At 65.7% G+C, this 21,455-nt stretch carries 20 protein-coding genes and 1 pseudogene; 11 read left to right on the top strand and 10 right to left on the bottom strand.

From position 1 onward, the window contains the following. Positions 1-4 precede the first annotated feature (4 nt). Both CXQ90_RS06610 and CXQ90_RS22295 read right to left on the bottom strand, forming a co-directional pair. Entirely contained in the window at positions 5-1,096 is a 1,092-nt protein-coding gene (locus CXQ90_RS06610) for an EAL domain-containing protein (protein WP_104137860.1), read from the bottom strand. Between the two features lie 145 nt (positions 1,097-1,241). Then, positions 1,242-1,379, bottom strand: a complete 138-nt coding sequence (locus CXQ90_RS22295; protein ID WP_181038452.1) for a hypothetical protein — start codon at positions 1,377-1,379, stop codon at positions 1,242-1,244. A gap of 138 nt (positions 1,380-1,517) precedes the next feature. On the opposite strand from CXQ90_RS22295, the gene CXQ90_RS06605 reads away from it, so the two are divergent. Continuing rightward, complete coding sequence (locus CXQ90_RS06605; RefSeq protein ID WP_181038451.1) at positions 1,518-3,425, top strand: glycerophosphodiester phosphodiesterase family protein; 1,908 nt, start codon at positions 1,518-1,520, stop codon at positions 3,423-3,425. A gap of 7 nt (positions 3,426-3,432) precedes the next feature. On the opposite strand, the gene CXQ90_RS06600 is transcribed toward CXQ90_RS06605, so the two are convergent. Next, positions 3,433-4,215 carry an alpha/beta fold hydrolase gene (locus CXQ90_RS06600; protein ID WP_104137857.1) on the bottom strand — a complete coding sequence of 261 codons (783 nt, stop codon included), beginning with the start codon at positions 4,213-4,215 and terminating at the stop codon, positions 3,433-3,435. A gap of 50 nt (positions 4,216-4,265) precedes the next feature. Further along, a complete protein-coding gene (locus CXQ90_RS06595) occupies positions 4,266-5,198 on the bottom strand; it encodes an aminodeoxychorismate lyase (RefSeq protein ID WP_104137855.1) in 933 nt (310 codons plus the stop codon). A 93-nt stretch (positions 5,199-5,291) separates the two neighbouring features. Between CXQ90_RS06595 and cls the strand changes: the two genes are divergently transcribed. Both cls and CXQ90_RS22840 read left to right on the top strand, forming a co-directional pair. Next, a complete protein-coding gene (gene cls / locus CXQ90_RS06590) occupies positions 5,292-6,779 on the top strand; it encodes a cardiolipin synthase (RefSeq protein WP_181038450.1) in 1,488 nt (495 codons plus the stop codon). A 455-nt stretch (positions 6,780-7,234) separates the two neighbouring features. Beyond that, positions 7,235-7,438: pseudogene (locus CXQ90_RS22840) on the top strand (DUF1016 N-terminal domain-containing protein); the annotation flags it as partial. Between the two features lie 498 nt (positions 7,439-7,936). Here the strand turns inward: CXQ90_RS22840 and CXQ90_RS06580 are convergent. Beyond that, the gene (locus CXQ90_RS06580; protein WP_104137852.1) at positions 7,937-8,116 is read right to left on the bottom strand and encodes a CsbD family protein; all 180 of its coding nucleotides are present in this window, start codon (positions 8,114-8,116) and stop codon (positions 7,937-7,939) included. Between the two features lie 646 nt (positions 8,117-8,762). On the opposite strand from CXQ90_RS06580, the gene CXQ90_RS06575 reads away from it, so the two are divergent. The 3 genes from CXQ90_RS06575 to CXQ90_RS06565 are packed head-to-tail and all read left to right on the top strand — an operon-like array spanning position 8,763 to position 13,467. Next, on the top strand, positions 8,763-9,785 hold the full coding sequence (locus CXQ90_RS06575; protein WP_181038449.1) for a 3-oxoacyl-ACP synthase III: 1,023 nt from the start codon (positions 8,763-8,765) through the stop codon (positions 9,783-9,785). Next, complete coding sequence (locus CXQ90_RS06570; protein WP_104137849.1) at positions 9,779-12,475, top strand: alpha/beta fold hydrolase; 2,697 nt, start codon at positions 9,779-9,781, stop codon at positions 12,473-12,475. Before CXQ90_RS06575 ends, CXQ90_RS06570 begins: the two co-directional genes overlap by 7 nt. Further along, a complete protein-coding gene (locus CXQ90_RS06565; protein ID WP_104137847.1) occupies positions 12,472-13,467 on the top strand; it encodes an NAD(P)-dependent oxidoreductase in 996 nt (331 codons plus the stop codon). Before CXQ90_RS06570 ends, CXQ90_RS06565 begins: the two co-directional genes overlap by 4 nt. 138 nt (positions 13,468-13,605) lie before the next feature. Here the strand turns inward: CXQ90_RS06565 and CXQ90_RS06560 are convergent, their stop codons facing one another. Next, entirely contained in the window at positions 13,606-13,929 is a 324-nt protein-coding gene (locus CXQ90_RS06560; RefSeq protein ID WP_146068850.1) for a hypothetical protein, read from the bottom strand. Here CXQ90_RS06560 and CXQ90_RS06555 point away from each other — a divergent pair. Next, the gene (locus CXQ90_RS06555) at positions 13,907-14,296 is read left to right on the top strand and encodes a hypothetical protein (RefSeq protein WP_104137844.1); all 390 of its coding nucleotides are present in this window, start codon (positions 13,907-13,909) and stop codon (positions 14,294-14,296) included. The genes CXQ90_RS06560 and CXQ90_RS06555 overlap by 23 nt on opposite strands. Positions 14,297-14,385: 89 nt before the next feature. Here CXQ90_RS06555 and CXQ90_RS06550 read toward each other — a convergent pair whose 3' ends face one another. Further along, positions 14,386-14,634: a hypothetical protein gene (locus CXQ90_RS06550; protein ID WP_219816644.1), complete on the bottom strand. Its 249-nt coding sequence runs from the start codon at positions 14,632-14,634 to the stop codon at positions 14,386-14,388. Between the two features lie 61 nt (positions 14,635-14,695). Further along, positions 14,696-15,625, bottom strand: a complete 930-nt coding sequence (locus CXQ90_RS06545; protein WP_104137842.1) for an NAD(P)/FAD-dependent oxidoreductase — start codon at positions 15,623-15,625, stop codon at positions 14,696-14,698. Between the two features lie 95 nt (positions 15,626-15,720). Between CXQ90_RS06545 and CXQ90_RS06540 the strand changes: the two genes are divergently transcribed. Continuing rightward, the gene (locus CXQ90_RS06540; protein WP_308470544.1) at positions 15,721-16,317 is read left to right on the top strand and encodes an XRE family transcriptional regulator; all 597 of its coding nucleotides are present in this window, start codon (positions 15,721-15,723) and stop codon (positions 16,315-16,317) included. 39 nt (positions 16,318-16,356) lie between these two features. Here the strand turns inward: CXQ90_RS06540 and CXQ90_RS06535 are convergent, their stop codons facing one another. After that, entirely contained in the window at positions 16,357-17,064 is a 708-nt protein-coding gene (locus tag CXQ90_RS06535) for a DUF4386 domain-containing protein (RefSeq protein WP_104137839.1), read from the bottom strand. Between the two features lie 149 nt (positions 17,065-17,213). Here CXQ90_RS06535 and CXQ90_RS06530 point away from each other — a divergent pair, with 149 nt between their 5' ends. After that, positions 17,214-17,837, top strand: a complete 624-nt coding sequence (locus CXQ90_RS06530; RefSeq protein ID WP_258064386.1) for a TetR/AcrR family transcriptional regulator — start codon at positions 17,214-17,216, stop codon at positions 17,835-17,837. A gap of 313 nt (positions 17,838-18,150) precedes the next feature. On the opposite strand, the gene CXQ90_RS22620 is transcribed toward CXQ90_RS06530, so the two are convergent. Then, positions 18,151-18,372: a hypothetical protein gene (locus CXQ90_RS22620; RefSeq protein ID WP_219816643.1), complete on the bottom strand. Its 222-nt coding sequence runs from the start codon at positions 18,370-18,372 to the stop codon at positions 18,151-18,153. An 81-nt stretch (positions 18,373-18,453) separates the two neighbouring features. On the opposite strand from CXQ90_RS22620, the gene CXQ90_RS06525 reads away from it, so the two are divergent. Continuing rightward, a complete protein-coding gene (locus CXQ90_RS06525; RefSeq protein WP_219816642.1) occupies positions 18,454-20,634 on the top strand; it encodes a LuxR C-terminal-related transcriptional regulator in 2,181 nt (726 codons plus the stop codon). Between the two features lie 132 nt (positions 20,635-20,766). Further along, entirely contained in the window at positions 20,767-21,453 is a 687-nt protein-coding gene (locus CXQ90_RS06520) for a hypothetical protein (RefSeq protein WP_181038448.1), read from the top strand. The last annotated feature ends 2 nt before the right edge of the window (positions 21,454-21,455 follow it).

Here is a 21,455-nt window from a genome sequence, read left to right as displayed (position 1 = left end):
GGTGTCAGGAACCGCTCGGGGCCGTTTCGCTTTCCGACCGTGTCCAGGCGTTCCAGTCCAGCGGATGGACGGAGGGGCGGCCAAGGAGATATCCCTGTGCAGCAGCCATCCCGAGTTCGGTGACTGCAGCCAGTTCCTCCTCGGTTTCGACGCCTTGTGCGGCGAGAACAGCGCCGACGTGCCGGGCGAGCTCAACCATGGCGGCGGCCCGCAGCCGCTGCCACTCGGAGTTTTCGATTCCTTCGATGAACGTGCGGCCCAGCTTGATGATGTCCGGGTGGAGTTCCAGCACCTGGTCCATGGAGGTAAAGCCGGCGCCGGCTCCGTCCACGGCGATCCTCATGCCCCGCCTGCGAAGCGGTGCAAGGGCGGCCGTGAGTGAAGCGTACTGATCTGCGGGGACCGGGCCGTTCAGCTCGACGACGATCCTGTCCACTGCCAGTTGGGAATGCTCGAGCAATCCCTGGATCCGGGGGTCCATGCACGTGGCGGGTGTCAGGTTCAGGGCGATGAAGAGGTGCTCGGGGACAGCCTGCGCCGCGGTGAGGGCGCGGTGGAGGGCAGCGATCTCGAGGTCGGTGCCGAGCCCGACTGACTGGGCCTCGTTGAACCAGTGGTCCGCGCTGGCGCCGTCATCACTGACGAACCGGGTAAGGGCTTCGACGCCCGTCACCTGCCCTGCCGGAAGCCGGCGGACGGGCTGGAAGGCGGTCATGAGCATCCTGTCGCCGAGGACCGCTTCAATACGGTTCCTGCTGCGCCTGGTAAAGGGAACCGGCACGGGCGCCTCCGCGGGCTGATCGGCCCGGCTGATGTGGGCGCGCTCCTCGGGGGCGTTCGTCAGTGCCGTGGTGGCGGTGAGGTGCTCCAGCAACGCCTGCTCGGGGCTGTCCGGATGTGCGGCCACGAGCTCGCGCAACCGGACCCGGGTCCATTGACTCTCCGGATCGGATTCCGCCAGCAGTTCGGCAATAATTCCTCGGGCCTGCCAGCGCACAGCTGTATCACTCACGTCCCCCGGCAGCTCTGCCTTGGCCCCCAGACCCGTGGGTAGTGAGTTTGTCAATGCTGGAAGGGAGGTTTCGTCCCTAGACATCGGCTATTCCTTTATAGGTTCACGATTCCGGCTGAGCCCGAAACCGGACCACTCCGCCGCTTGGCCGCGAGGCACGGACGGATGGCCGTGGTAGAAGCGTACAACGTGCAAGACCACCCTGTCTCCTCTTTGTAGACTGCGGTTTCTACCGGGCGTGTTCCCGCGCGTAGGACATATCCGGTTCGCTGGCGCCGTCCTCCTGCACCCACGCCATGAAATCCGCCAAGGACATGAAGCAGTAATAGTCGCAGTACCGCAGGTTCTGCTTCTCCGCTTTGCTCATGACGGTACTTCGTCGCGGGCCGCGCCATGGATGGCAGACTCTGGTCCGTTTCTCTCAGGGGCATTGCTCAGCAGGGGTTCACCGCAAGTTCACAGCAAGTATCCCGAGGCAGAACGCAGCCCGCCTAGCCTCAGGCACGTGATTACTCTCAAACGCCGCTGGTCCGTGCCGCTGGCAGCATCGCTGCTGGCCGCCGTCGCCATTGCCCCCATCACCGCCGCCCATGCCCGGACCGGAGCTGCCCCGCTGGCCGAGGGCCTGGCCGTGCCGTCAGTGACCGAGCCGCGCCTTGCCTACAGCCAGGATTTCTCGGGTGCCGGCCTCCCGGAAGGGTTCACCGCCGTCGAGGGTGACTGGAAGGTGGAAAACGGCCGGCTCTATGGCACCAGCACCTCCACCGGCCAGCTCTCCAGAGTGACGTTCGGCCCGCATCTCACCAGCTACCGCTTCGAAGCCACGGTGCGCTTCGAGAACGTACTGAATGCCGCACGCTGGTCCGCGATGGCCCTGGACATCCAGCCCAAGGGTGGCGTGCCCTTCTGGATCGCCACCATGCGGTCCGGAACCAAGGCCACCAACGGCTTGGAGTTCGCAGAGCGAACCGCCGCCAACGGCTGGAATGTGACGGACACGGCGTCGGCACCATCGGACGCAGGGACGGGAACCGACGTGCGCGTCGCCGTCGAAGTGCACGGTAAGAAGGCGGCCTGGTACTTCAACGGCCAGAAAATGATGGAAACGAACCGGCTGGTCCGCACCGAAACAGGCATCCTGGGCCTCGTGGCCAACGGCTCCACCGTGTCCTACGACGACATCAAGGTCACCGAGTTGCCGGACACGGAGTCCCTGCTGGTCCGCCCGGGGGAGCAGCCGGCGGTCATCGCACACCGTGGCCTCTCCTCGGTGATTCCGGAAAATACCCTGCAGGCGCTGCTCTCAGGCGGACGCAGCGGGGCCGACTGGATCGAGATGGACGTCAACACATCCAAGGACGGCGTGCCCGTGGTCATCCACGACAACACCGTGGACCGGGTCACCGGGGGCACAGGTGACGTCTCCATGCTGACCTCCGAATACATTGCCGGCTTGGAGGCGGGTTCCTGGTTCTCGCCTGCCTACGCCGGGGCCAAGGTGCCCACGCTGGCAGAGTTCCTGGATCAGACGGACACCGAAGGGTCCGGACTGCTGCTGGAGGTCAAGGGGCCCGAGACCCGCGAGGAAGTCGAGCGGACCATCGATATGCTGCGCGACCGGGGCATGTTCAACCAGACCATCCTGCAGAGCTTCGACACCAACGTGCTCCGGTACGCCCGTGAGTACGCGCCGGAGCTGCGTCTCGGCCTGCTGCGCGGCGCGCTCGACGCCGACGTTGTGGCTGCCGCCAAGCAGAACGGTGCCGTTACCTACAACCCCAGCTGGTCCGCCCTCGCGGCGCGCCCCGCGGCCATCAAGGAACTCCACGACGCCGGCATCGCCGTCATGCCTTACACAGTGGACAGCCCGCAGCAGTGGAAAACCATGACCGACGCCGGCGTTGACGGCATCATCACCAACCGTGCCGGCGCCCTGGTGGGCTTCCAGAGCGCGATCCCGTCCGCTCCCGCACCACCGGCCCCGACCGTGAGCTTCCGCGGAAAGCTGGAAGGAGCCACCCTGGGCCGCGGCGATGCGGTGGTTCCGGGCCTCTCCACGGGCAACGCGGAATCCACCGTCATCACCCTGGACGGCAAACCCTTTGCCGAGGGCGACGCCGTGGAGGCCAACGCCATGACGGCCGGGCCGCACACCCTCTCAGCAACGGCCTCGGGCCCGGGCGGCGAGGCGACAGCCAGCATCACGTTCACGGTCCGCGCCAGCAAGGCCGGACTCTACGCTCTCCTGGTGGCCGACGGCGTGGACGCGAAGGTCCGCGACAAGCTGCTCAAGTACATCGACGCCGAAAGATGGCAAGAAACGGCCGCGGAGGCCGAGGCCGCAGCCGGCAAGGGACTTCCGGCCGGTCTTGCTGCGGTGATCGCCGTAGACGCCAGGGCGCTCGCAGGGTAGGTCGAATTTATGCGATGGCCGGGCGCGCGCGGCGGATCGGAAACAGGGTCTGCGGCGGCCCGGCGGCACCCAGGAACTTGAGGATGAGGGCGTTGACTGCGTCCGGCTGCTCGAGTGGAACGGCGTGCGATGCCGCCGGTACGACGGCCAGCTGGCCCTCGGGCAGCGCTTCGTAGAGGGCGACGGTATGGGAAAGCGAGACGAGGTCGTCGTCGCCGGTCAGCACCAGCACCGGACTGCTGATCTGCGCGACGTCAGCGGCCGTGAGCGTCGGCTCCGCGGAGAACATGGCGAGACTCTTGGCAAAGACCACATCCAGATGTTCCGCCCCGTCAGGCGAGCGTTCGATGTAGGCCTTGCCCAGTTCCAGCGCCATCGGGGAATCGGGATCCATCTCCACGGGCACCATGCCGTCATAGTGGAAGTTCACTCCGATGACCACCATCTTCCGAACCAGGTCTGGCCGCTGCAAGGCGACGAGCAGGGCGATGACCCCGCCGTCGCTCCAGCCCACCAGGTGGGCCGGCCCGCCCACCACCTTTTCCAGCACGCCGATGGTCTCGGCCGCCATGCCGGCGTAGTGGAAGTCGGCGTCGGTGTCCGCCGTATAGCCGTGACCGCGGCGGTCGAAGGCGACAACCCGGTAGCTTTCGGAGAGGCCCTTCCCGATGCTATTGAGCAGCTCGTCACTGTTGCTGAGGCCGCCGTGCAGCAACAGGAGCGGCGGGCCCGAACCGCCACGGTCTTCGACCCACGTCGGGTGCCCGTCGATTTCCACTGTGCTGGCCATGGTTCGCTATTTTCCTCCGGGCCAGCCAGCACCACAATGGCCGGTGGGGGCTATTCGATCCCGGCAAACAGCTCGTTCAGCTCGGCGGTCAGCTGCTTCCGGAGGGCCGGCGTGCCGATTTCGCGGCCGTCGATGTGGTTGACCGGCGCCAGCAGCCGGATGCTGGAAATCAGCCAGACGGCGTCGGCGTCGAACAGGTCCTGGGGCTCCAGCGGGCCGTAGCCCAGCTCCCAGCCGGCCGCCTTGGCCGCGGCGAACAGCGCGCCCTGTGAGGTGCCGGCAAGGATGCCGCTGTCCAGCTGCGGCGTGATGAGCCGCTTGACCGTCGCGCCGCCGTCGCCCTTTTCGACGTGGGCCAGCAGAACGGTCGACGTCGGGCCCTCCAGGACGCGGCCGTCGGACGACGTAAAGATGACGTCGTCGGCGCCCTGCTTGTGCGCGTGGCGCAGGGCCGCCATGTTCACCGCGTAGGACAGCGTCTTGGCGCCCAGCAGCAGCCACGGGGCGCGTTCGGCAACATCCCTGTCGTAGCCACGGTCCAGGAGGATGACGTCGACTCCCGCTTCGCGCTGCCGCCGGCCGGCCGCTCCGACGGCGGACACCTGCACCCAGCAGGTGGGGGAGGAGGCGCCCTCCACGCCGCGGGTGACCAACAGCTTGACCACGGCTTCGTCCTCATCGGGGGAGGACGCCGGGTTGTCCGAACGGAACGCCGCAACGCCCGTTTCGATGGCCCGCATCCACGCGTCCTGCCCGGGGATTTCCAAATCCAGGGCCCGCGCGGAGCCGCCTAGGCGGTCCAGGTGCGCCTGGACCTTCCGGGTCCGGCCCGCCACGGCGAGCATGGACTCGAAAACGCCGTCGCCGCGCGTGGCGCCTTGGTCGGTGGCCATCAGCTGCGGCTGCGCGGGGTCGGCTATCCGGCCAAATTCGTAGTCCGGGTCGAGGAAAACCAGCACGGTGGCGGAGGCAGGAGAAGTCATGCCTCCAGCTTAGTGCGGGCCGTGCCCGATAGGCTGGGCAGGTTCGCCCTTACGGAATGGCTCCGAGGGCAAGAAATATCGGGGGGTTCGCCTGTGTTGTGGCCATTTCCGCTCGCCGGAACCTTGCCGTCCTGGCTGATCCTGCTGCTGGGCGCAGCCGACCTCATCATCCGGATCCTTGCGGTGGGCATCATTCCCGGCAACCGTCGGCCCACCACAGCCATGGCCTGGCTGCTGGGCATCTTCTTCGTGCCGTCCGTCGGCCTGATCCTGTTCCTGCTCTTCGGTAACTTCCGGCTTTCCCGGCGCCGCGTGGAGCAGCAGCAGCTGGTCAGCGAAAGGGTGCGGGCCCGCACGTCGGTGCTGTCCGACGTCGGAAGCGATTACCCGGGGCCCGAATGGGTGAAGTCCGCCGCCGAACTCAACCGCCGGCTGGGGTCCATTCCCCTGGTGGACGGCAACTCCGTGGAGCTGATCCCCGGGTACCCGGACTCCATCGGAGCGATGACCCGGGCCGTTCGGGATGCCAAGCGGTTCGTCAACGCCGAGTTCTACATCATGAGCACGGATCACGTGACCGATGAACTGTTCACGGCGCTGGAAGAGGCCGCCGACCGAGGTGTTGAAGTGCGGGTGCTGTTTGACCACATCGGCACCCTCCGGATCAAGGGCTACCGCAAGCTCCTCAAGCGCCTCAAAGCCAGCAAGATCCAGTGGCGGCGGATGCTTCCGCTGCTGCCCATCCACGGTCAGTGGCGCCGGCCGGACCTGCGGAACCACCGCAAGATCATGGTGATTGACGGCGAAGTGGCGTTCACCGGATCGCAGAACCTGATCGAGCCGTCCTACAACAACCCCAAGCACCGCAAGGTGGGGCGGGAGTGGGTGGAACTGATGGTCCGGCTGCGCGGCCCCATCGTGCCGACACTCAACGTGGTCTTCGCAACCGACTGGCTCAGCGAGACCGACGAGTCGTTGGAAGCGCAGCTCGAGGCCCAGCTGCAGCTTCCCGCCGAGTCCGCTCCGGGCAATGTCACGGCTCAGGTGGTTCCCAGCGGGCCAGGGTTCAGCACCGAAAACAACCTTCGCCTGTTCAACACGCTCATCTACTCGGCCCAGCACCGGATCTCCATCTGCAGCCCGTACTTCGTCCCGGATGACTCCCTGCTCTATGCGATCACCACCGCGGCACAGCGGGGCGTCGACGTCGAACTTTTCGTTTCCGAAAAGGGCGACCAGTTCCTGGTCCACCACGCGCAGCAGTCGTACTACCGGGCGCTGCTCGAGGCGGGCGTCAAGATCTACCTTTACAAGGCGCCGTTCGTGCTGCATGCCAAGCACTTCACCATTGACGACGAAGTGGCCGTCCTCGGCTCCAGCAACATGGACATGCGCTCCTTCTCGCTGAACATGGAGGTCTCGGTGATGCTTCTGGGGGCCGAGATCGTGAACAGCATGCGGGCAGTGGAGGACACCTACCGCGACATTTCCCATGAGTTGCGGCTCGAGGACTGGATGCGACGGCCCCTCGCGGCGAGGTACGTGGACAACGTCGCCCGGCTCACGGCCACGGTGCAGTAGGTACCTGCTCAGTAGGTACCTGCTCAGTAGGCGCCTGCTGTCGGGCAGGTCAAGATCTTTCACACGATGTCGGACCTGTTGGCGCTCCGGCGGAGGAGGACCGGATGAAGACCCGCGGCCTCGTCGAACGCTGCGGCATGGTTATCTGCAGCGGCCTCCCCTGCTCCGAAACGCCGCAGCAGACGGCAGCCATTCCGGTCTACACCTGGCTGACCCGCCCGCACGACGAGGCTCCCGCCGACATCCTGCGCACCGCAGGCTATGACCTGCTGGCAGACATGGTGATCGGCCACATCAGGGAACCTGAAAAGCAGCGGGCCGGCGTCTACGGAACCGCCCGGCAGATGGTCTCCTGCCTGACCGACCGGGAGGTCAGCCGGTGGGTAACTCCTAGGCCAGGTGCAACGGTCGACACCGACCCGCGTCCGGAATTCGTCCCCGAAGACTTCGTCCGAGACCTACGTGTGGAGTTCCCGGAAATGAAGGGCCTCTCCCGGTCCGACCTGTTTTACATGCGCGGATTCGCTGCCGCTTGGCCGGATCCAATTGTCCAACAGCCTGTTGGGCAACTGCCGTGGGGTCACATGACGGTGCTGCTGGACAAGCTCGAAGACCCAAGCGATCGTGCCTGCTACGCGTCCGCCGCTGTTGAGTACGGCTTGCCGCAACACCGCTTGGCCCTCGTAGGGGGACGAGGATGTCGTTGCCCTCGGTGCGGGCCCCTTCCAGGGCGCGAAGGATTCGGAGGATCCGAACAGCCCGGTCTTCACCGTGACCCAGGCCGGTTGCCGCTGTCGTCATCGGCGTCGACCTGGCCGATGGAACCGATCTTGTCCCCGTCGACCGCCAGCACGTTTTCCGCCGGCGCTGAGAAGACTGTCGATGTGTTTCCTGCTGAACCTGGTTCTCTCTTCGATCGTGTTTCCTGCCCGCTTTCCGGGTCCGGGCCGGGCACGTGGTGGCGGCGGGGCCGGTGCCGGGCAGCACGGGCGGCCGGACACCGCAGTTCGGGGGAGGGCAAGTCGAGGCCGGTCCCGCTGTTGTGTAACGAACGGACGGCCTGGGGTTGGCGTGATGCTGCCCGGTGATGGAGGGCGCAGTCTCCTAATTGTCGGAAGCTGCGCCCTTGTCTTTAGTCCCTTTTCTTGAGGACGTCCTCAGTCCTTTTTCTTGAAAACGTCCTTGATCTTTTCGCCGGCCTGCTTCAGATCCGACTTCGCCTGATCACCCTTGCCTTCGGCCTTCAGACGGTCATCCCCGCTGGCTTTACCGGCAGCTTCCTTGCCCTTACCGCCCAGCTTTTCAGCGGCATTGCGGGCCTTATCTCCCAAACCCATGGTGTTTGTCCCTTCGGTTGGCACCCCGCGGACTCGGCGGGGCTGGCTCTTCCATCGTAGCCATCCACCACCCTCAGCGGACCAGTGCCTGCGGGGTAATTGCTGCAGAAAGGACAAACAGGGGAAAACTGGAGGGGTATCCACCGGGAGGCAACGTCCACAGTCAGAACCCCAGGCGTTTCCGGCCACCGCTTATGTGGCCGGCCAAGGTGCCGCGGAGTATTCGCCTTCCGGCCCAGGAGCACCCGTGCGGCTGCGGTCAGGACCTGACCACAGGCGGCCAGTGCCATCAGGGCCGTGAAGGCGATGAAGTGGCCCAGGAACATCAGCCCCGCAATGGTGAGGGTGCCGAGGTAGGTCAGGCTGAAGACCAAGGATGAGCCGTCCTGCATGCGGTCCTCTCCGGATTGTCCAAGCCCTGGCTCTTTCTTCAGGTGTCCCTGCCGCCAGGTGCCCTGTCCCTGATCCGGTCGTGTCTACTGCGCCGAGCGCCATTTCCGTGCAAAAGCGTTGCGGACTCAACACGGTGCCACGGGCGAGAAATATGCAGGATCCGGACTCGCACCGGCATAGTTAAGCTCTTGGGCTTGCGCTTATGGGTACAGTCACCGCATGAATGCAGTACGGAAATGAACAGGGGCTTGACTTGGCAGGGAATTCAACCTTCCGGCACAGCAACACCGCGCTGCTTTCGGTGAGCAGTGTCGAGGCTCCGAGGATCGTGAGTTCCACGGAATTCGACCGCAGGTTGGCTTCGACCCTGCAGCGGCTGAAGTTCCCGCCGCGGCTGCTTGAGCGCGTTGCCGGCATCACGCACCGCCGCTGGTGGGCCGCCGGGACATCGTTCGATGATGCTGCGGTCGAAGCGGGCGCCAAAGCCCTGGCCGAGGCCGGCGTCGAAGCGTCCGAAATCGGCCTGCTGATCAATACCTCGGTCACCCGGCGCAACCTCGAACCGTCCGTGGCGGTGAAGATCCACCACGGACTCGTCCTGCCGTCGTCGGCCATGAACTTCGATCTGGCCAACGCCTGCCTCGGATTCGTGAACGGCTTGATCCTGGCGGCCAACATGATCGACTCCGGGCAGATCAGGTACGCGGTAATCGTCAACGGCGAGGACTGCCAGGCTACCCAGGAAGCCACGCTGGCACGACTGCAGCGGCCCGAGACCACGCGTGAAGACTTCAGCCGGGAGTTCGCCACGCTCACGCTTGGATCCGGGGCTGCCGCAGCCGTCCTGGGCCCCGCGGACGAGCACCCCGGGGCGCACCGGCTTGTCGGCGGCGTGATGCGTGCCGGCACCGAACATCACGAATTGTGCGTGGGAGGCATCGACGGCATGGCCACCAACACGAAGGGCCTGCTCGACGGCGGACTTCAGCTCGTCGTCGATGCCTGGCACGAAGCCCAGCCAGAGTGGGACTGGGCCGCCATGGACCGCTATGTCACGCATCAAGTCAGCAATGCTTATACTCAGGCGATCATTAATGCCATTGATCTGGACCCGGACAAGGTTCCGATCACGTTCCCGTACTGGGGCAACGTGGGTCCTGCCTCGCTCCCCATGACACTTGCAGCCGAGGCACAGTCACTTACATCCGGGGACCGGGTCTTGTGCATGGGTGTTGGTTCCGGGCTGAACACGGGCATGGTGGAAATCGTTTGGTAGCCACTAACTGGCCCGGGTTCGACCCGGAATGGTCCCGGACAATCGGCGTAAGGTCCACATCGGCCGTCGATGCGCCAGGCACAGTGCGCCGCTGGCACCTGTTGGACAACGGCGCCCAGCTCTCCCGCCATGGTCTGGCTCCCGCCGGTACCCTGCTGTGCGTGCACGGCAACCCAACCTGGTCATATCTGTGGCGGACGCTGCTGGCCGCCGGATCCGACCCGGCACATCCGTGGCGCGTTGTGGCGGTGGACCAACTGGACATGGGCTACTCGGAGCGCACGGGCACATTCCGGCGCCTGGCGGACCGGATCAACGACTTGGGCGACCTTACCGACGCACTGGGCCTGGACGGGCCGGTCGTTACGGTGGGTCACGACTGGGGTGGCGTAATCAGCCTAGGCTGGGCCTTGGCGCACCCGCAGCACGTCACCGGGGTGGTGCTGACTAACACAGCCGTCCACCAGCCCTCCGATTCGGCAATCCCGCCAGCCCTCCGGCTTGCCTTGCACCCCGCCGTGCACCGGTGGGGCACGACGACGTCGGACGCCTTTCTGCGGGTGACACACTCGCTGGCAAACCCGCCGCTGCCCGCCGACATCCGAAAGGCCTACATGGCCCCCTACCGCGGAGCCCGCCGCCGGCCCGGGGTGGGGAACTTCGTTGCGGATATTCCCGCAGACGCTTCCCATCCCAGCTTCCCGGCGCTCAACCGCGTAGCGGAAGGGTTGCGTGGGCTGAAGGTCCCGGCCCTGATGCTCTGGGGTCCCCGGGATCCCATCTTTTCCGACCGGTACCTCAAGGATCTCATCAGCCGGCTTCCGCACGCGGACGTGCATCGCTTCGAAGGCGCCGGACATCTCGTGGCGGAAGACCGAAACATTGCCACACCTGTCTTCCAGTGGCTCGCCGTGCACGGCGGTGTCAGCGGAAGCGATTCCCCGACAGCCGAAGCCACAACGACCGGTGGTCCGGGGCTGAAGGATGCGGCCGAGCGGGAGCCCGCGGGATTCCGGCCCCTTTGGGACCTGCTCGGCGAGCTGGCGGCAGGGCCGGCGAAAGGAGATACCGCCGTTGCGGAAATGGCGCCGGAGGGCAGAGTCAGCCGCTCGCTCAGCTGGCAGCAGCTGGACCGGAACATCCTGGACCTCGCCGCGGGGCTGCGGGAAGCCGGAGTGAGGAGCGGCAGCCGGGTGAGCCTGATGGTTCCGCCCGGAGTGGACCTGACCGTAGCCCTCTACGCCTGCGTGCGGCTGGGTGCGGTGGTGGTCGTGGCCGACGCCGGGCTGGGAACCAGAGGCCTGAGCCGCGCCGTGAAGGGCGCCACCGCCGATTTCCTCATCGGAATCGACAAGGCGCTGGCGGCTGCCTCGGTGCTCGGCTGGCCGGGACGGCGGATCAGCGTGCGGGACCTCCCGGCCGCCCGCCGCCGAGTCCTGGGCGTCGAAACGTCCCTCACCGCCCTGGCCCGGCGCGGTGCCGGACGCGGTTCAGGGCGGCCAACGCACACTTTGGACCCAACTGCCCCAGCCGCCATACTCTTCACGTCCGGCTCCACCGGTCCTGCCAAAGGCGTGCTCTATACGCACCGGCAGCTGGCCGCGATGCGGGATACGGTGGCCGAAACTTTCGGGATCCGTTCCGGTGCCCGACTTGTGGCGGGCTTCGCCCCGTTCGCCTTGCTGGGGCCGGCGCTCGGAGCGGTTTCGGTGACGCCGGCCATGGACGTTACTGCGCCCCGCACCTTGACGGCCCGCGCGCTGGCGGACGCCGCCGCGGCCATACACGCTACGGTGGTCTTCGCCTCGCCGGCGGCGTTGCGCAACGTCCTTGCCACCCGGGCTGCCGTGAGTGGGGCAGGGCATAAAGCCCTGGAAGGTGTCGAGTTGCTTCTGTCTGCCGGCGCGCCCGTCCCGGAACCGCTCCTGGCGGAGGTGCAGCGGCTGCTGCCCCGGGCCTCGCTGCATACCCCGTACGGGATGACTGAGGTACTGCCGGTCACCGACATCAGCCTCGAACAAATCCAGGCCGCCTATGCCGAAACTGCTGCCGGCACCGTGGCGGGAGCAGGCAATGGCGTGTGCGTGGGGAGGCCCGTGCATGGCGCCCGCGTGGCCGTCGTCCCACTGGCTACGGATGGCACCGCACCCGGGTCCCATCTCGTGACGGAGGCTGGCGTGACCGGCGAGATTCTGGTCAGCGCCGCGCACGTCAAGGAAGCTTACGACAGGCTCTGGCTGACCCAGCGGGAGAGCATCAGTCTGCCCGGATGGCACCGCACCGGCGATGTGGGGCACTTCGACGCCGCCGGCCGGCTCTGGGTGGAGGGACGTCTCGCCCATGTCGTGACGGCGCCGGGGGCTGCGGTGACGCCCGTGGGCGCCGAACAGGCCATCGAACGCCTGGACTGCGTCCGGCTCGCCGCCATCGCCGGGGTCGGACCGGCAGGGACGCAGGCCGTCGTCGCCGTCGTCGAGACCGTACCTCCCGCCCGCAAAGCCGGCCCGGCGGCGCCGCAGCTCGCCGGGCGTGTCCGCGGGGCGGCCCTTGAGGCTGGCGTCAATGTCTCCGCTGTGCTCGCAGTCCCCGCACAGCCCACCGACATCCGGCACAACGCCAAGATCGACAGGACCCGCCTGTCTCGCTGGGCTTCACGGGTGCTGGCCGGCGGCCGCCCGGGAGAGCCATGAGGGTCCTCGTCACCGGCGCAAGCGGGCTGCTCGGTCGGGAAGTGGCCCGGCTACTGGTCCGCCAGGGCCATGCCGTGGCCACGTTCCAGCGCCGTCCCTCAGGAGTCGACGGCGCGGCGGACTTCTGCGGGTCCGTAACGGACGATGCAGCGCTCCGGGCAGCAGTCGACGGGTCAGAAGGAATCATCCACCTGGCCGCGAAAGTTTCTTTTACGGGCCGTGCCGTGGAGTTCGACGAGGTGAACGTCGAAGGGACACGCCGTCTGCTCCATTCCGCCCGTGCGGCCGGGGTACGGGACGTGGTGTTCGTCTCCTCCCCGTCCGTGGCCAACTCCGGCGCCGCCATCGTCGGGCTGGGCGCGGAGCCGGCTGACCCGCAGCATGCGCACGGCGACTACTCCCGCACAAAGGCCGAGGCGGAGTTGCTGGCGCTGGCAGCGGACGCTCCGGAATTCCGGGTCGCAGCGGTGCGCCCCCACATCGTCTGGGGCCCCGGCGACACCCAACTGGTGGAACGGGTCCTGGCACGCGCCAGCCGCAGCCGCCTGCCGCTGCTCGACGCCGGTGCGGCCCTGATCGACACCACCTACGTGGACAACGCCGCCTCGGCCATCGTCGCCGCGCTGCACCGCATGGAACACGTCCATGGCCGCGCCCTGGTCGTGAGCAACGGCGAGCCCCGCCCGGTCGGCGAGCTGCTGGCGGGCATATGCGCTGCAGGGGGCGTCCCCGCGCCGTCGTGGACTGTGCCCGGTAGGGTGGCGCGGGCGGCGGGAGCGGTGGCGGAAAAGCTCTGGACCTGGGCAGGGCGGAAAGAGGAGCCGCCGATGACCAGGTTCCTTGCTGAGCAGCTCTCCACCGCCCACTGGTTCGACCAGCGCGAGACCCGTGAACTGCTCAACTGGACGCCCGCTGTCTCGCTTGATGACGGACTAGCGAGGCTGGCCGAGCACTATAGTTCCTGGTCAGCGGCGCGAGTTCATAGAGCCTGAGCCTCAAGTGAACGTTGCCCTTTGCCCTCACGACCGTCAGCACGGGCCACGCACGTCGTCGGCTACGTCCGGGCTGCGTCAGCAGGAGCCGTCGGCGCGTACCTGTAGCATCAGGCCCATGACCCCAGAACACGAGAACTATTCGAGTACCTGATCCACGTCGGTGAGGAGCTGACCGGTATCAGTCTGGAGCAGCTGGGGTACAAGCCGGGTCTGGAGGATCTTGGCACTGATGAACGGAACGACCTGGAGAGCGCGGACCTGGAATGGATGCAGTCGGTCACGCCCGAGCAGCGGCATAAAAGCCAGCTCCAGGCAAAGCTCCTGGCCGGCGCCCTCTGGGAGGGGTCGGCCGTCCTGATCGACCAGCTCTTCGAGGACATCGCCGAGCTGCGGAGCCTCGCCCAAATCAGCCGGGCAGGACGTCGCCGGCAGCTTCGTGCTGTCCGGGCTGCCGCCCAAGCATGCCGGCAAGTACGACGTCCGGTTTGCGCAGCAGCTTCTGGTCATTGCCACAGACATGTCGGCGGCGCTGGTCCGCGGTTGGACCCATCCGTCCTGTGTGGCCCAGGAGCTGGCGGTCCGGTGCCTGTTGGACCAGGTGGAAGTCATTCAGGACCTGTACGGGCTCGACCTTGCGGACGGCTGGCGCGGCCGGCTTGAAGGACGCACGCTCGAATACACGGACAGCGAGATGCTCTACCAGAACGCGCTGGACGGATTCGAAGGTGACGTCGAACTGAACATGCAGCTCGGCCTCGCCCCGATGGATCTCAAGGACTGGTTCGAGCCCTTCAACGACTCCTGCGTTCCGGCCTTCGTGCGCTGATCACGGAAGCCGGGAGCCCCTATTCTCAGTGCTTTTGGAACGCCGATAACCAGCCTTACGTAAGGTCCTAATAGGCATCTTGGGCGGGGCTAGGTGGCGGTGCGGTTCGCCAGTCGTGTGCGCAGCCGGTGAAGTTGAGGCATGATGCCGTAGATAACGATGGGAACAGCAACGGTAGCCAGGACAAAGGTGCGCAGGACGGGGTGCAGGGTGGCGAGCCAGTCTCCGAAGACTAGGTTGATGGCTGTCAGAGTGGGGAAGACAGCGAGCCAGATCATCAGTGCCAGCTGGTGTTTTGTTGGCGGTGCAGGGTGGGTGGTTGTCGAGGTGCTGGGCACGGGAGCTCCTTAGTAGCTTTTTGTTTGAGCTGGGGAGTTGCTGAGGCCGGGAAACACTTGGTCAGAAGCCCATGTTGAAGGCCTTGACGGCGAGCCTGACGTCCTGGTCGACCAGGTGGGCGTTGATGGCGATGGCGGCGGCGGATCCTTCGCCGGCCGCAGTTATGACTTGGGCCCGGGGATTCGCGACATTGCCTGCTATCCATGCTCCCGGCACGGTGGTCTGGCCCGTGCCGTCTTTGACGGCCCATCCGGTTTGGTCTATTTCACAGCCGAGTCCGACGAGTAGGTCATTGTTGGGAACGAAGCGCGGCGGTACGAACAGCGCGTCGCGCAGGATGGTCCTGCCGTCGTCCATTTCGACGCCTTGCAGGTGGTCATCGTCAGTCAGGATTCGGTTGATGTGGCCTTCGACGACTCCGATGGCACGGGCGACGAGCTCTGAGCGCTGAAGTTGCGTGAGGAACCCGGCTGGTACGAACAGCACGACGTCCTTTGCCCATTGACGGATTATCTGTGCGTAAAGGACTGTCTCCGGGGAGCCGCCCAGTACGCCCAGCTGCTGTTCACGGACTTCATAGCCGTGGCAGTAGGGGCAATGGAGGACATCCCGCGCCCACCGTTCGGCAAGGCCGGGGATAGTTGGCAGTTCATCGCGGAGCCCGGTGGCGACGAGGAGCCGCCGGGTGGAAATGCGCCGGCCGCCTGACAGCAGCACCCAAAATCCCGTGCTGCCGGACTGCACCAGTTCAGTGACAACACCGCCAAGGATCTGGCCCGCGTAGCTTTCCACCTCGGCCCGTCCCAGGGATAGGAGTTCTGCCGGTGGGAGGCCGTCGCGGGAGAGGAAGCCGTGCATGTGCCTAGCCGGGGCGTTTCGGGGTGTACCGGAATCGATCACAAGGACTTTGCGGCGGGCTCTGGTCAGTACCAGGGCTGCCGATAATCCTGCGGCTCCGCCGCCTACTATTACTACGTCGTATTCGTTCATGGCTTCAGGTTCATCCGGAATTCCAGTCTCGACAACAATCGTTGCTGTTTCCGGGAAACGGGGGTTTGATAAGCGGTGTGAATGACCAGCCAGCAGTGATTGCCGCCGCTCTTGACCAGGTGGGGGTGCGGCTCAAACGTCTTCGCATGCAGCGCGGCGTGACGTTGACGAGTCTCGCAGCTGCAACTGGCATTTCGAAGAGCACGTTGTCGCGGCTGGAGTCCGGCCAGCGGCGTCCGAGCCTGGAGCTGCTCCTGCCGTTGGCCCAGGCTTACCGCGTGCCCTTGGATGAGTTGGTCGGCGCACCTGAAGTCGGTGATCCCCGTATCCGCCTTAAGCCCCGAAACGCCAACGGGCGTACGGTCATTCCGCTGACCCGCCAGCCTGGAGGCATGCAGGCCTGGAAGATCGTCATCCCCACCTCAAAGATTGAGCCTGTCCTGAAGACTCACGAAGGCTACGAGTGGCTTTATGTCCTTTCGGGGCGGATGCGCCTTGTGCTTGGTGACCATGATCTGGTCCTCGGGCCGGGTGAGGTGGCCGAGTTTGATACTCATGTGCCCCATTGGTTTGGGAGCACGGGGGATCAGCAGGCAGAAGTACTCAGTGTCTTTGGCGGTCAGGGCGAGAGGATGCACGTCCGTGCGAAGGCGAACAAGCAGCGCCACGACCAGCACGGCCGGCCCGTCTGAGAGGGCCGGCCGTGAGGCTTTTTTCGCGGTGTTGTGGGTTCAGCGGATGGTGAGCTTCCGGCCTTTGATCAGGAGCCAGAAGATCCCGGCCGTTTCGCCGATGATGGCGAACAGCCCGTACATCGGGGTGAATCCTTCGACGAACGCGACCCCGATGGCGTCGATGATGTATCCGGTGCCGGAGATGACGAGAAGTACACCGAAGACTTTGGGTACGAAGACCGAGAGGAATTCCAGGTAACCGATCAGGATGAGGTACAGGCCGAAAAGTCCGAGGCTGATGAGCCAGATCGTTCGGAATGATTCGATGGCGTGCAGAGCCAGTTCGGGTTGATCGAGAACGGTGTAGGCGTAGGCCAGCTGGCCGGTAGCCACTGCAAACAAGCCTGCGAAGGTGACACGCATCCACGCGGCAACGGCTGACAGTTTCCGGTTCACGTTCTTGAAGAGCGCGAACCAGGCAACTGCAGCCAGGACGTCGATGAGTGTGACCAGGAAGATGGCGAGAACACCGGCCAGGTACACCATGCCTGACTGTGAGATGTCCGCGGCTGTCTTCGCTGCGTCACCAGGGGTGATGAGCGGTACGACGCCGCCGAAGTAGCCGGCCGTCATCAGGACCACCATGGCCAGCAGGCCGAGGCCGGACACGAGGCTGGCTGTGGCGGGGGACCACGTACGGAAGTCCAGGCGGGACCTTGGGTGCGAAGCAGGTGCAGCGGTGGAGGCTGTGACCAGGTTGCTCATCGTTCTTCCTTACGCCGTAAGCTTATGATGTAAGTAAGCTACGCCTACGGTGTAAGCTTGTCAATGGAGTCACAGTGGAAGGGTGAAAGATGCCGGCGAAGAGTGTCCAGCGAACTGAAGGCCGGGCCCGGTTGAACCGGGAGCGGGTATTGCAGACAGCGATCAGACTTGCGGATGAGGAAGGCATTGAGAAGCTCTCCATGCGGCGGCTGGGGGAGGGGCTGGGGGTGGAAGCGATGTCGCTGTACAACCATGTCTCCAACAAGGAGGACCTGCTCAATGGGATGATCGATTCCCTGTATGGCGAGGTCGAGCTGCCGTCCCATGACGATGACTGGAAGACTGCCCTGCGCAAAAGGTCCGTCTCGGTCCGCGAAGTCCTGCTGCGCCATCCGTGGGCCAACGGTCTGATGGACTCCGGAACCAGCCCCGGTCCCGGGACTTTGAGGCATCACGACAGGGTGCTCGGGACATTCAGGAACGGGGGCTTCTCCCTGGCCATGACGGCGCACGCCTTCTCGGCGCTGGACAGTTACGTTTACGGCTACGCCAAACAGGAAAAGGCCCTGCCCTTTGACACCGAGGAACAGGCCGCCGCCATGGCGAGCGTCATGCTCGCGCAACTGCCCGCCAGCGAATACCCCTACCTTTATGAGCTGATGGCCAAACATGTACTGCAGCCGGGGTACAACTACGCCGACGAATTCAGCTTCGGTCTGGACCTGGTGCTCGACGCCCTGGAACGGGCACGTGACTTGGCGCGTGCAGGCTAAGCAAGGACAGGGGTGTTGGCCCTACACAGCATCTGCTTGCCGCCGTATAGTTCACACAATGGCGATGAGCATGCTTGCCACGAAGTTCCATGTTCCGGCCCCGCGACGCCACGCCCTCGCCCGGCCCAGGCTTGTCGATCCTCTGCTCTCCGACTCACGTGAAGATCGGAAGCTCACGCTGATTTGCGCCCCGGCCGGTTTTGGCAAGACCACCTTGTTGAGCCAGTGGGTACGCCGCGTCCGGGTAGCGGACCCCGGGGTGCGGGTCGCTTGGTTGTCCCTGGATGCGGGCGACAACGACCCTGCCCGTTTCCTAAACCATCTTGTTGCCGGGATGCATGGCGTGGACGCGGGCATCGGGTCCGGTGCCAAAGCGCTGCTCGACGCTACCCAGGCCGCCGCGGCGGAACCGGTTCTGGTTGCACTCATCAACGACGTCGCCCAGGCTGGAGCTGCGTTCATCGTCGTACTCGACGACTACCATGCGGTCGAAGCGCGCCCTGTTCATGACGCGGTAGCGTTCCTGCTCGACCATTCCCCGCCCCAACTGCATCTGGCCATGGCAAGCCGCTCTGACCCACCGCTTCCTTTGTCCCGTTTAAGGGGGCGGGATCAGATGACTGAACTGCGGGCTGCCGACCTTCGCTTTTCGGCCCAGGAGGCCGGGGCCTTCCTGAATGAGTGCATGGGGCTGAGCCTTTCCGCCGAGCACATTTCCGCCCTCGAAGCCCGGACGGAAGGGTGGGCGGCCGGCCTGCAGCTCGCCGCGCTGTCCCTGCGCGGGCACGCGGACGTGCCAGGCTTCATCGACGCTTTCACCGGCAGCAACCGCTTCATCCTGGATTACCTGGTCGAGGAGGTACTGCAGCGCCAGCCCGACCACGTGCGGAGCTTCCTGATGCGCACCGCCATCCTCGACCGCCTCTCGGGTCCGCTGTGTGACGCGGTCACGGCCCAGGGAGGCAGCAGTGCTGTGCTTAACCACCTGGAGAGGGCGAATCTGTTTGTTGTCCCCCTGGACGACCGGAGACAGTGGTATCGCTACCACCACCTCTTTGCCGAAGTACTCCGGGCCCGTGCTTCGCACGAGGAACCTGAGCTCCAAAAGCCGCTGCACCGGCGCGCCAGTGAGTGGTACCAGCACCATGATCTGCTGGAGGACGCACTGAAGCATGCACTGGCGGCCCGGGACGTCGAACGTGCAGGGGCGCTGCTGGAGGCGGTACTGCCGGCCATCCGACGAAGCCGGCATGATGCAACCCTGCGCGGCTGGTTGAGCGCCCTTCCCGACCACATCGTGCGCGGGAACCCGGTGCTCAGCGTGTTCTACGCCTGGCTGATGCTCACCTCCGGTGACCTGGATGCAGTCGAGGAACGGCTCCAGGATGCTGAACGGGGACTCGCAGAGGCTTCCCGGGATGGGGAACGAACGCGTAATCTCCCCGGAGGACTGAAAGCCGAAAGCGAAGAGTTCCGCGCCCTGCCGGTGACCATCGCCGTCTACCGGGCCGCGCTGGCTCAGGCAGCGGGGGATGTGACAGGGACCGCCGCCCATGCCCGGCGCGCGTTGGAGTTATGCGGTCCGGGCGATCACCTGTCCCGGGCCGCGGCAGCAGGGTTCCTCGGGCTGGCCGCGTGGGCCCGCGGTGATCTCGACACGGCAGTGCCCACCTTCGCCGAAGTGGCCCCGAACCTGCATGGTGCGGGAAATATCGCCGACGAACTCGCCAGCACCATGGTCCTGGCGGACATGTGGATGGCCAGGGGCAGCCTGACCGAGGCCCGCCGTCTTCTGGAACAAGCCCTCACCGCCGCGGATTCTGCGGGCATAGCGTCTGGTCCGCCAACCGCGGACCTCCATGTGGGAATCAGCGCCCTGTACTGTGAGTCCGGCGCGCCCGCGGCCGCGAGAGCACACCTGGAATCGGGCATCACGCTCGGTGAGGCAGCGTCCCTGCCGGAGAACCTGTACCGCCGATTCGTGGTGATGGCACGCCTCCAGTACCTGTCCGGAGACCCCGGCCGCGCCCTTGAGCTGCTGGAGGAGGCCGAGCGCCGCTACCTGCGGGGGTTCTTTCCCGACGTCCGGCCGATCCCGGCGATGAAGGCGCGGATCTGGATCGGGCAAGGGGCGCTGCGGGAAGCATCGGACTGGGCCAGGGCGCGGAGGCTCAGTGCCGGTGACGAGCTGACCTACCTGCGGGAATTCGAGCACCTCACCCTCGCCCGCCTGCTCATCGCTGAACAGGAAGCAGACCCTAACGGCTCCCTCGGCGGCGCCTTCGATCTGCTCGAGCGGTTGCTTCAGGCCGCCCAAGCCTCCGGGCGCGGTGGCAGTGTCAACGAGATCCTCGTATTGAAGGCAAAGGCGTACCAGGTACAGGGCCGTGTGGGCTTGGCGCTCGAAGCCTTGGAACAGGCACTCATACGCACCGAAGCCGAAGGCCATGTGCGGCTGTTCCTCGATGAAGGCGCACCCATGATCGCTTTGCTGCACAAGGCCGCCGCCGAGCGAATCTGTCCCAGCTTCGTTAGCCACCTGCTCCACGCAGCCAACACCGGGGAAACGGTGCCTGCCACGCCTCGCGGCACGGACGGCATGCCCGTCCAGCTGAGCGAACGGGAACTCCAAGTGCTCCGGCTGCTCGACTCTTCCCTGAGCGGCCCGGAGGTTGCCCGGCAGTTGTTTGTCTCACTCAACACACTCAGGACCCATACCCGGCACATCTTCGAAAAGCTCCAAGTGAACAGCCGGGCGGAGGCAGTTCGCCGGGCACGCGAGCACGGGGTCCTCTGAACGGAACAAGTCCATCGGGATCACCACGTCAGTCACCACATGTGGTGATGCCGTGTCACCACACGCATCCGTAGCTTTGGAATCGCCCCCAGCACCCATGCCCAGGGCAAAGCAAAACAAGGGAGCGCGGAAATGACTATCACCCCGTCCAAACTCAGCGGAGCTGCCGGCGTCGCCGCCATAGCCGCCGGACTGCTGTACGCATCGATACAGTTCGTCCACCCGGCGGAGGAAGTCGCGAACGTCGCCGGCAGCACCTGGGCCATCGTGCATTACCTGACCGTGGCGATGGGTGTCCTCGGCCTTGCCGGGATCACCGGGATGTACCTCAAGCAGGTGAAGGAGACGGGGCTGCTGGGGCTGTCCGGGTTTCTCCTGCTCGGACTGTTCTACTTGACCGTCATAGCGAACTCGTTCGTGGAAGCCTTCGTGCTGCCGCCACTGGCCGAGCAGGCTCCGCACATTGCAACGGACATCCTGGGCATCTTCGGCGGCGCCGCAGCCGACGGAAGCCTGGGCCCTCTGGAGGGGATCGGCACGTTCGCATTCGCGATCTACTTCCTCGGCGGACTGACTTTCGGCATCGCCATCTTCCGCGCCCGGATCCTCGCCCGCTGGGCGGGCATCCTGCTTGCCGTGGGATCAGTGTCTACCGCCCTGCTTCCGCTGTTTCCCCACGCGGTCGGACGCTTCGCCGCCCTTCCCGTAGGTATCGCCGTGGCTTGGCTGGGTTACTCGCTGTGGGTCAGGGCCCGCCAAACGGTTTCCCCGGCTGCCGGGACCGCCGTCCCGGGGCGTGGCCGCGCCGTAGCCAAGTGACG

The sequence above is a fragment of the Arthrobacter sp. ZGTC131 genome, assembly GCF_002929275.1.
Lineage (GTDB): Bacteria > Actinomycetota > Actinomycetes > Actinomycetales > Micrococcaceae > Arthrobacter.
The sequence above is the reverse complement of the archived record's forward strand: the minus strand, read 5'-3'. Positions and strand labels throughout refer to the sequence as shown.

Bases quoted from the DNA above. Each gene is read 5' to 3' on its own strand.
- CXQ90_RS06610 (WP_104137860.1), bottom strand. From the start codon at position 1,096: ATGTCTAGGGACGAAACCTCCCTTCCAGCATTGACAAACTCACTACCC.
- CXQ90_RS22295 (WP_181038452.1), bottom strand. From the start codon at position 1,379: ATGAGCAAAGCGGAGAAGCAGAACCTGCGGTACTGCGACTATTACTGC.
- CXQ90_RS06600 (WP_104137857.1), bottom strand. From the start codon at position 4,215: ATGGCCAGCACAGTGGAAATCGACGGGCACCCGACGTGGGTCGAAGAC.
- CXQ90_RS06595 (WP_104137855.1), bottom strand. From the start codon at position 5,198: ATGACTTCTCCTGCCTCCGCCACCGTGCTGGTTTTCCTCGACCCGGAC.
- CXQ90_RS06580 (WP_104137852.1), bottom strand. From the start codon at position 8,116: ATGGGTTTGGGAGATAAGGCCCGCAATGCCGCTGAAAAGCTGGGCGGT.
- CXQ90_RS06565 (WP_104137847.1), top strand. From the start codon at position 12,472: ATGAGGGTCCTCGTCACCGGCGCAAGCGGGCTGCTCGGTCGGGAAGTG.
- CXQ90_RS06545 (WP_104137842.1), bottom strand. From the start codon at position 15,625: ATGAACGAATACGACGTAGTAATAGTAGGCGGCGGAGCCGCAGGATTA.
- CXQ90_RS06535 (WP_104137839.1), bottom strand. From the start codon at position 17,064: ATGAGCAACCTGGTCACAGCCTCCACCGCTGCACCTGCTTCGCACCCA.
- CXQ90_RS22620 (WP_219816643.1), bottom strand. From the start codon at position 18,372: ATGGTCGAGCAGGAACGCTACCGCGTCATGAACAGGGCGCGCTTCGAC.
- CXQ90_RS06525 (WP_219816642.1), top strand. From the start codon at position 18,454: ATGACTGAACTGCGGGCTGCCGACCTTCGCTTTTCGGCCCAGGAGGCC.
- CXQ90_RS06520 (WP_181038448.1), top strand. From the start codon at position 20,767: ATGACTATCACCCCGTCCAAACTCAGCGGAGCTGCCGGCGTCGCCGCC.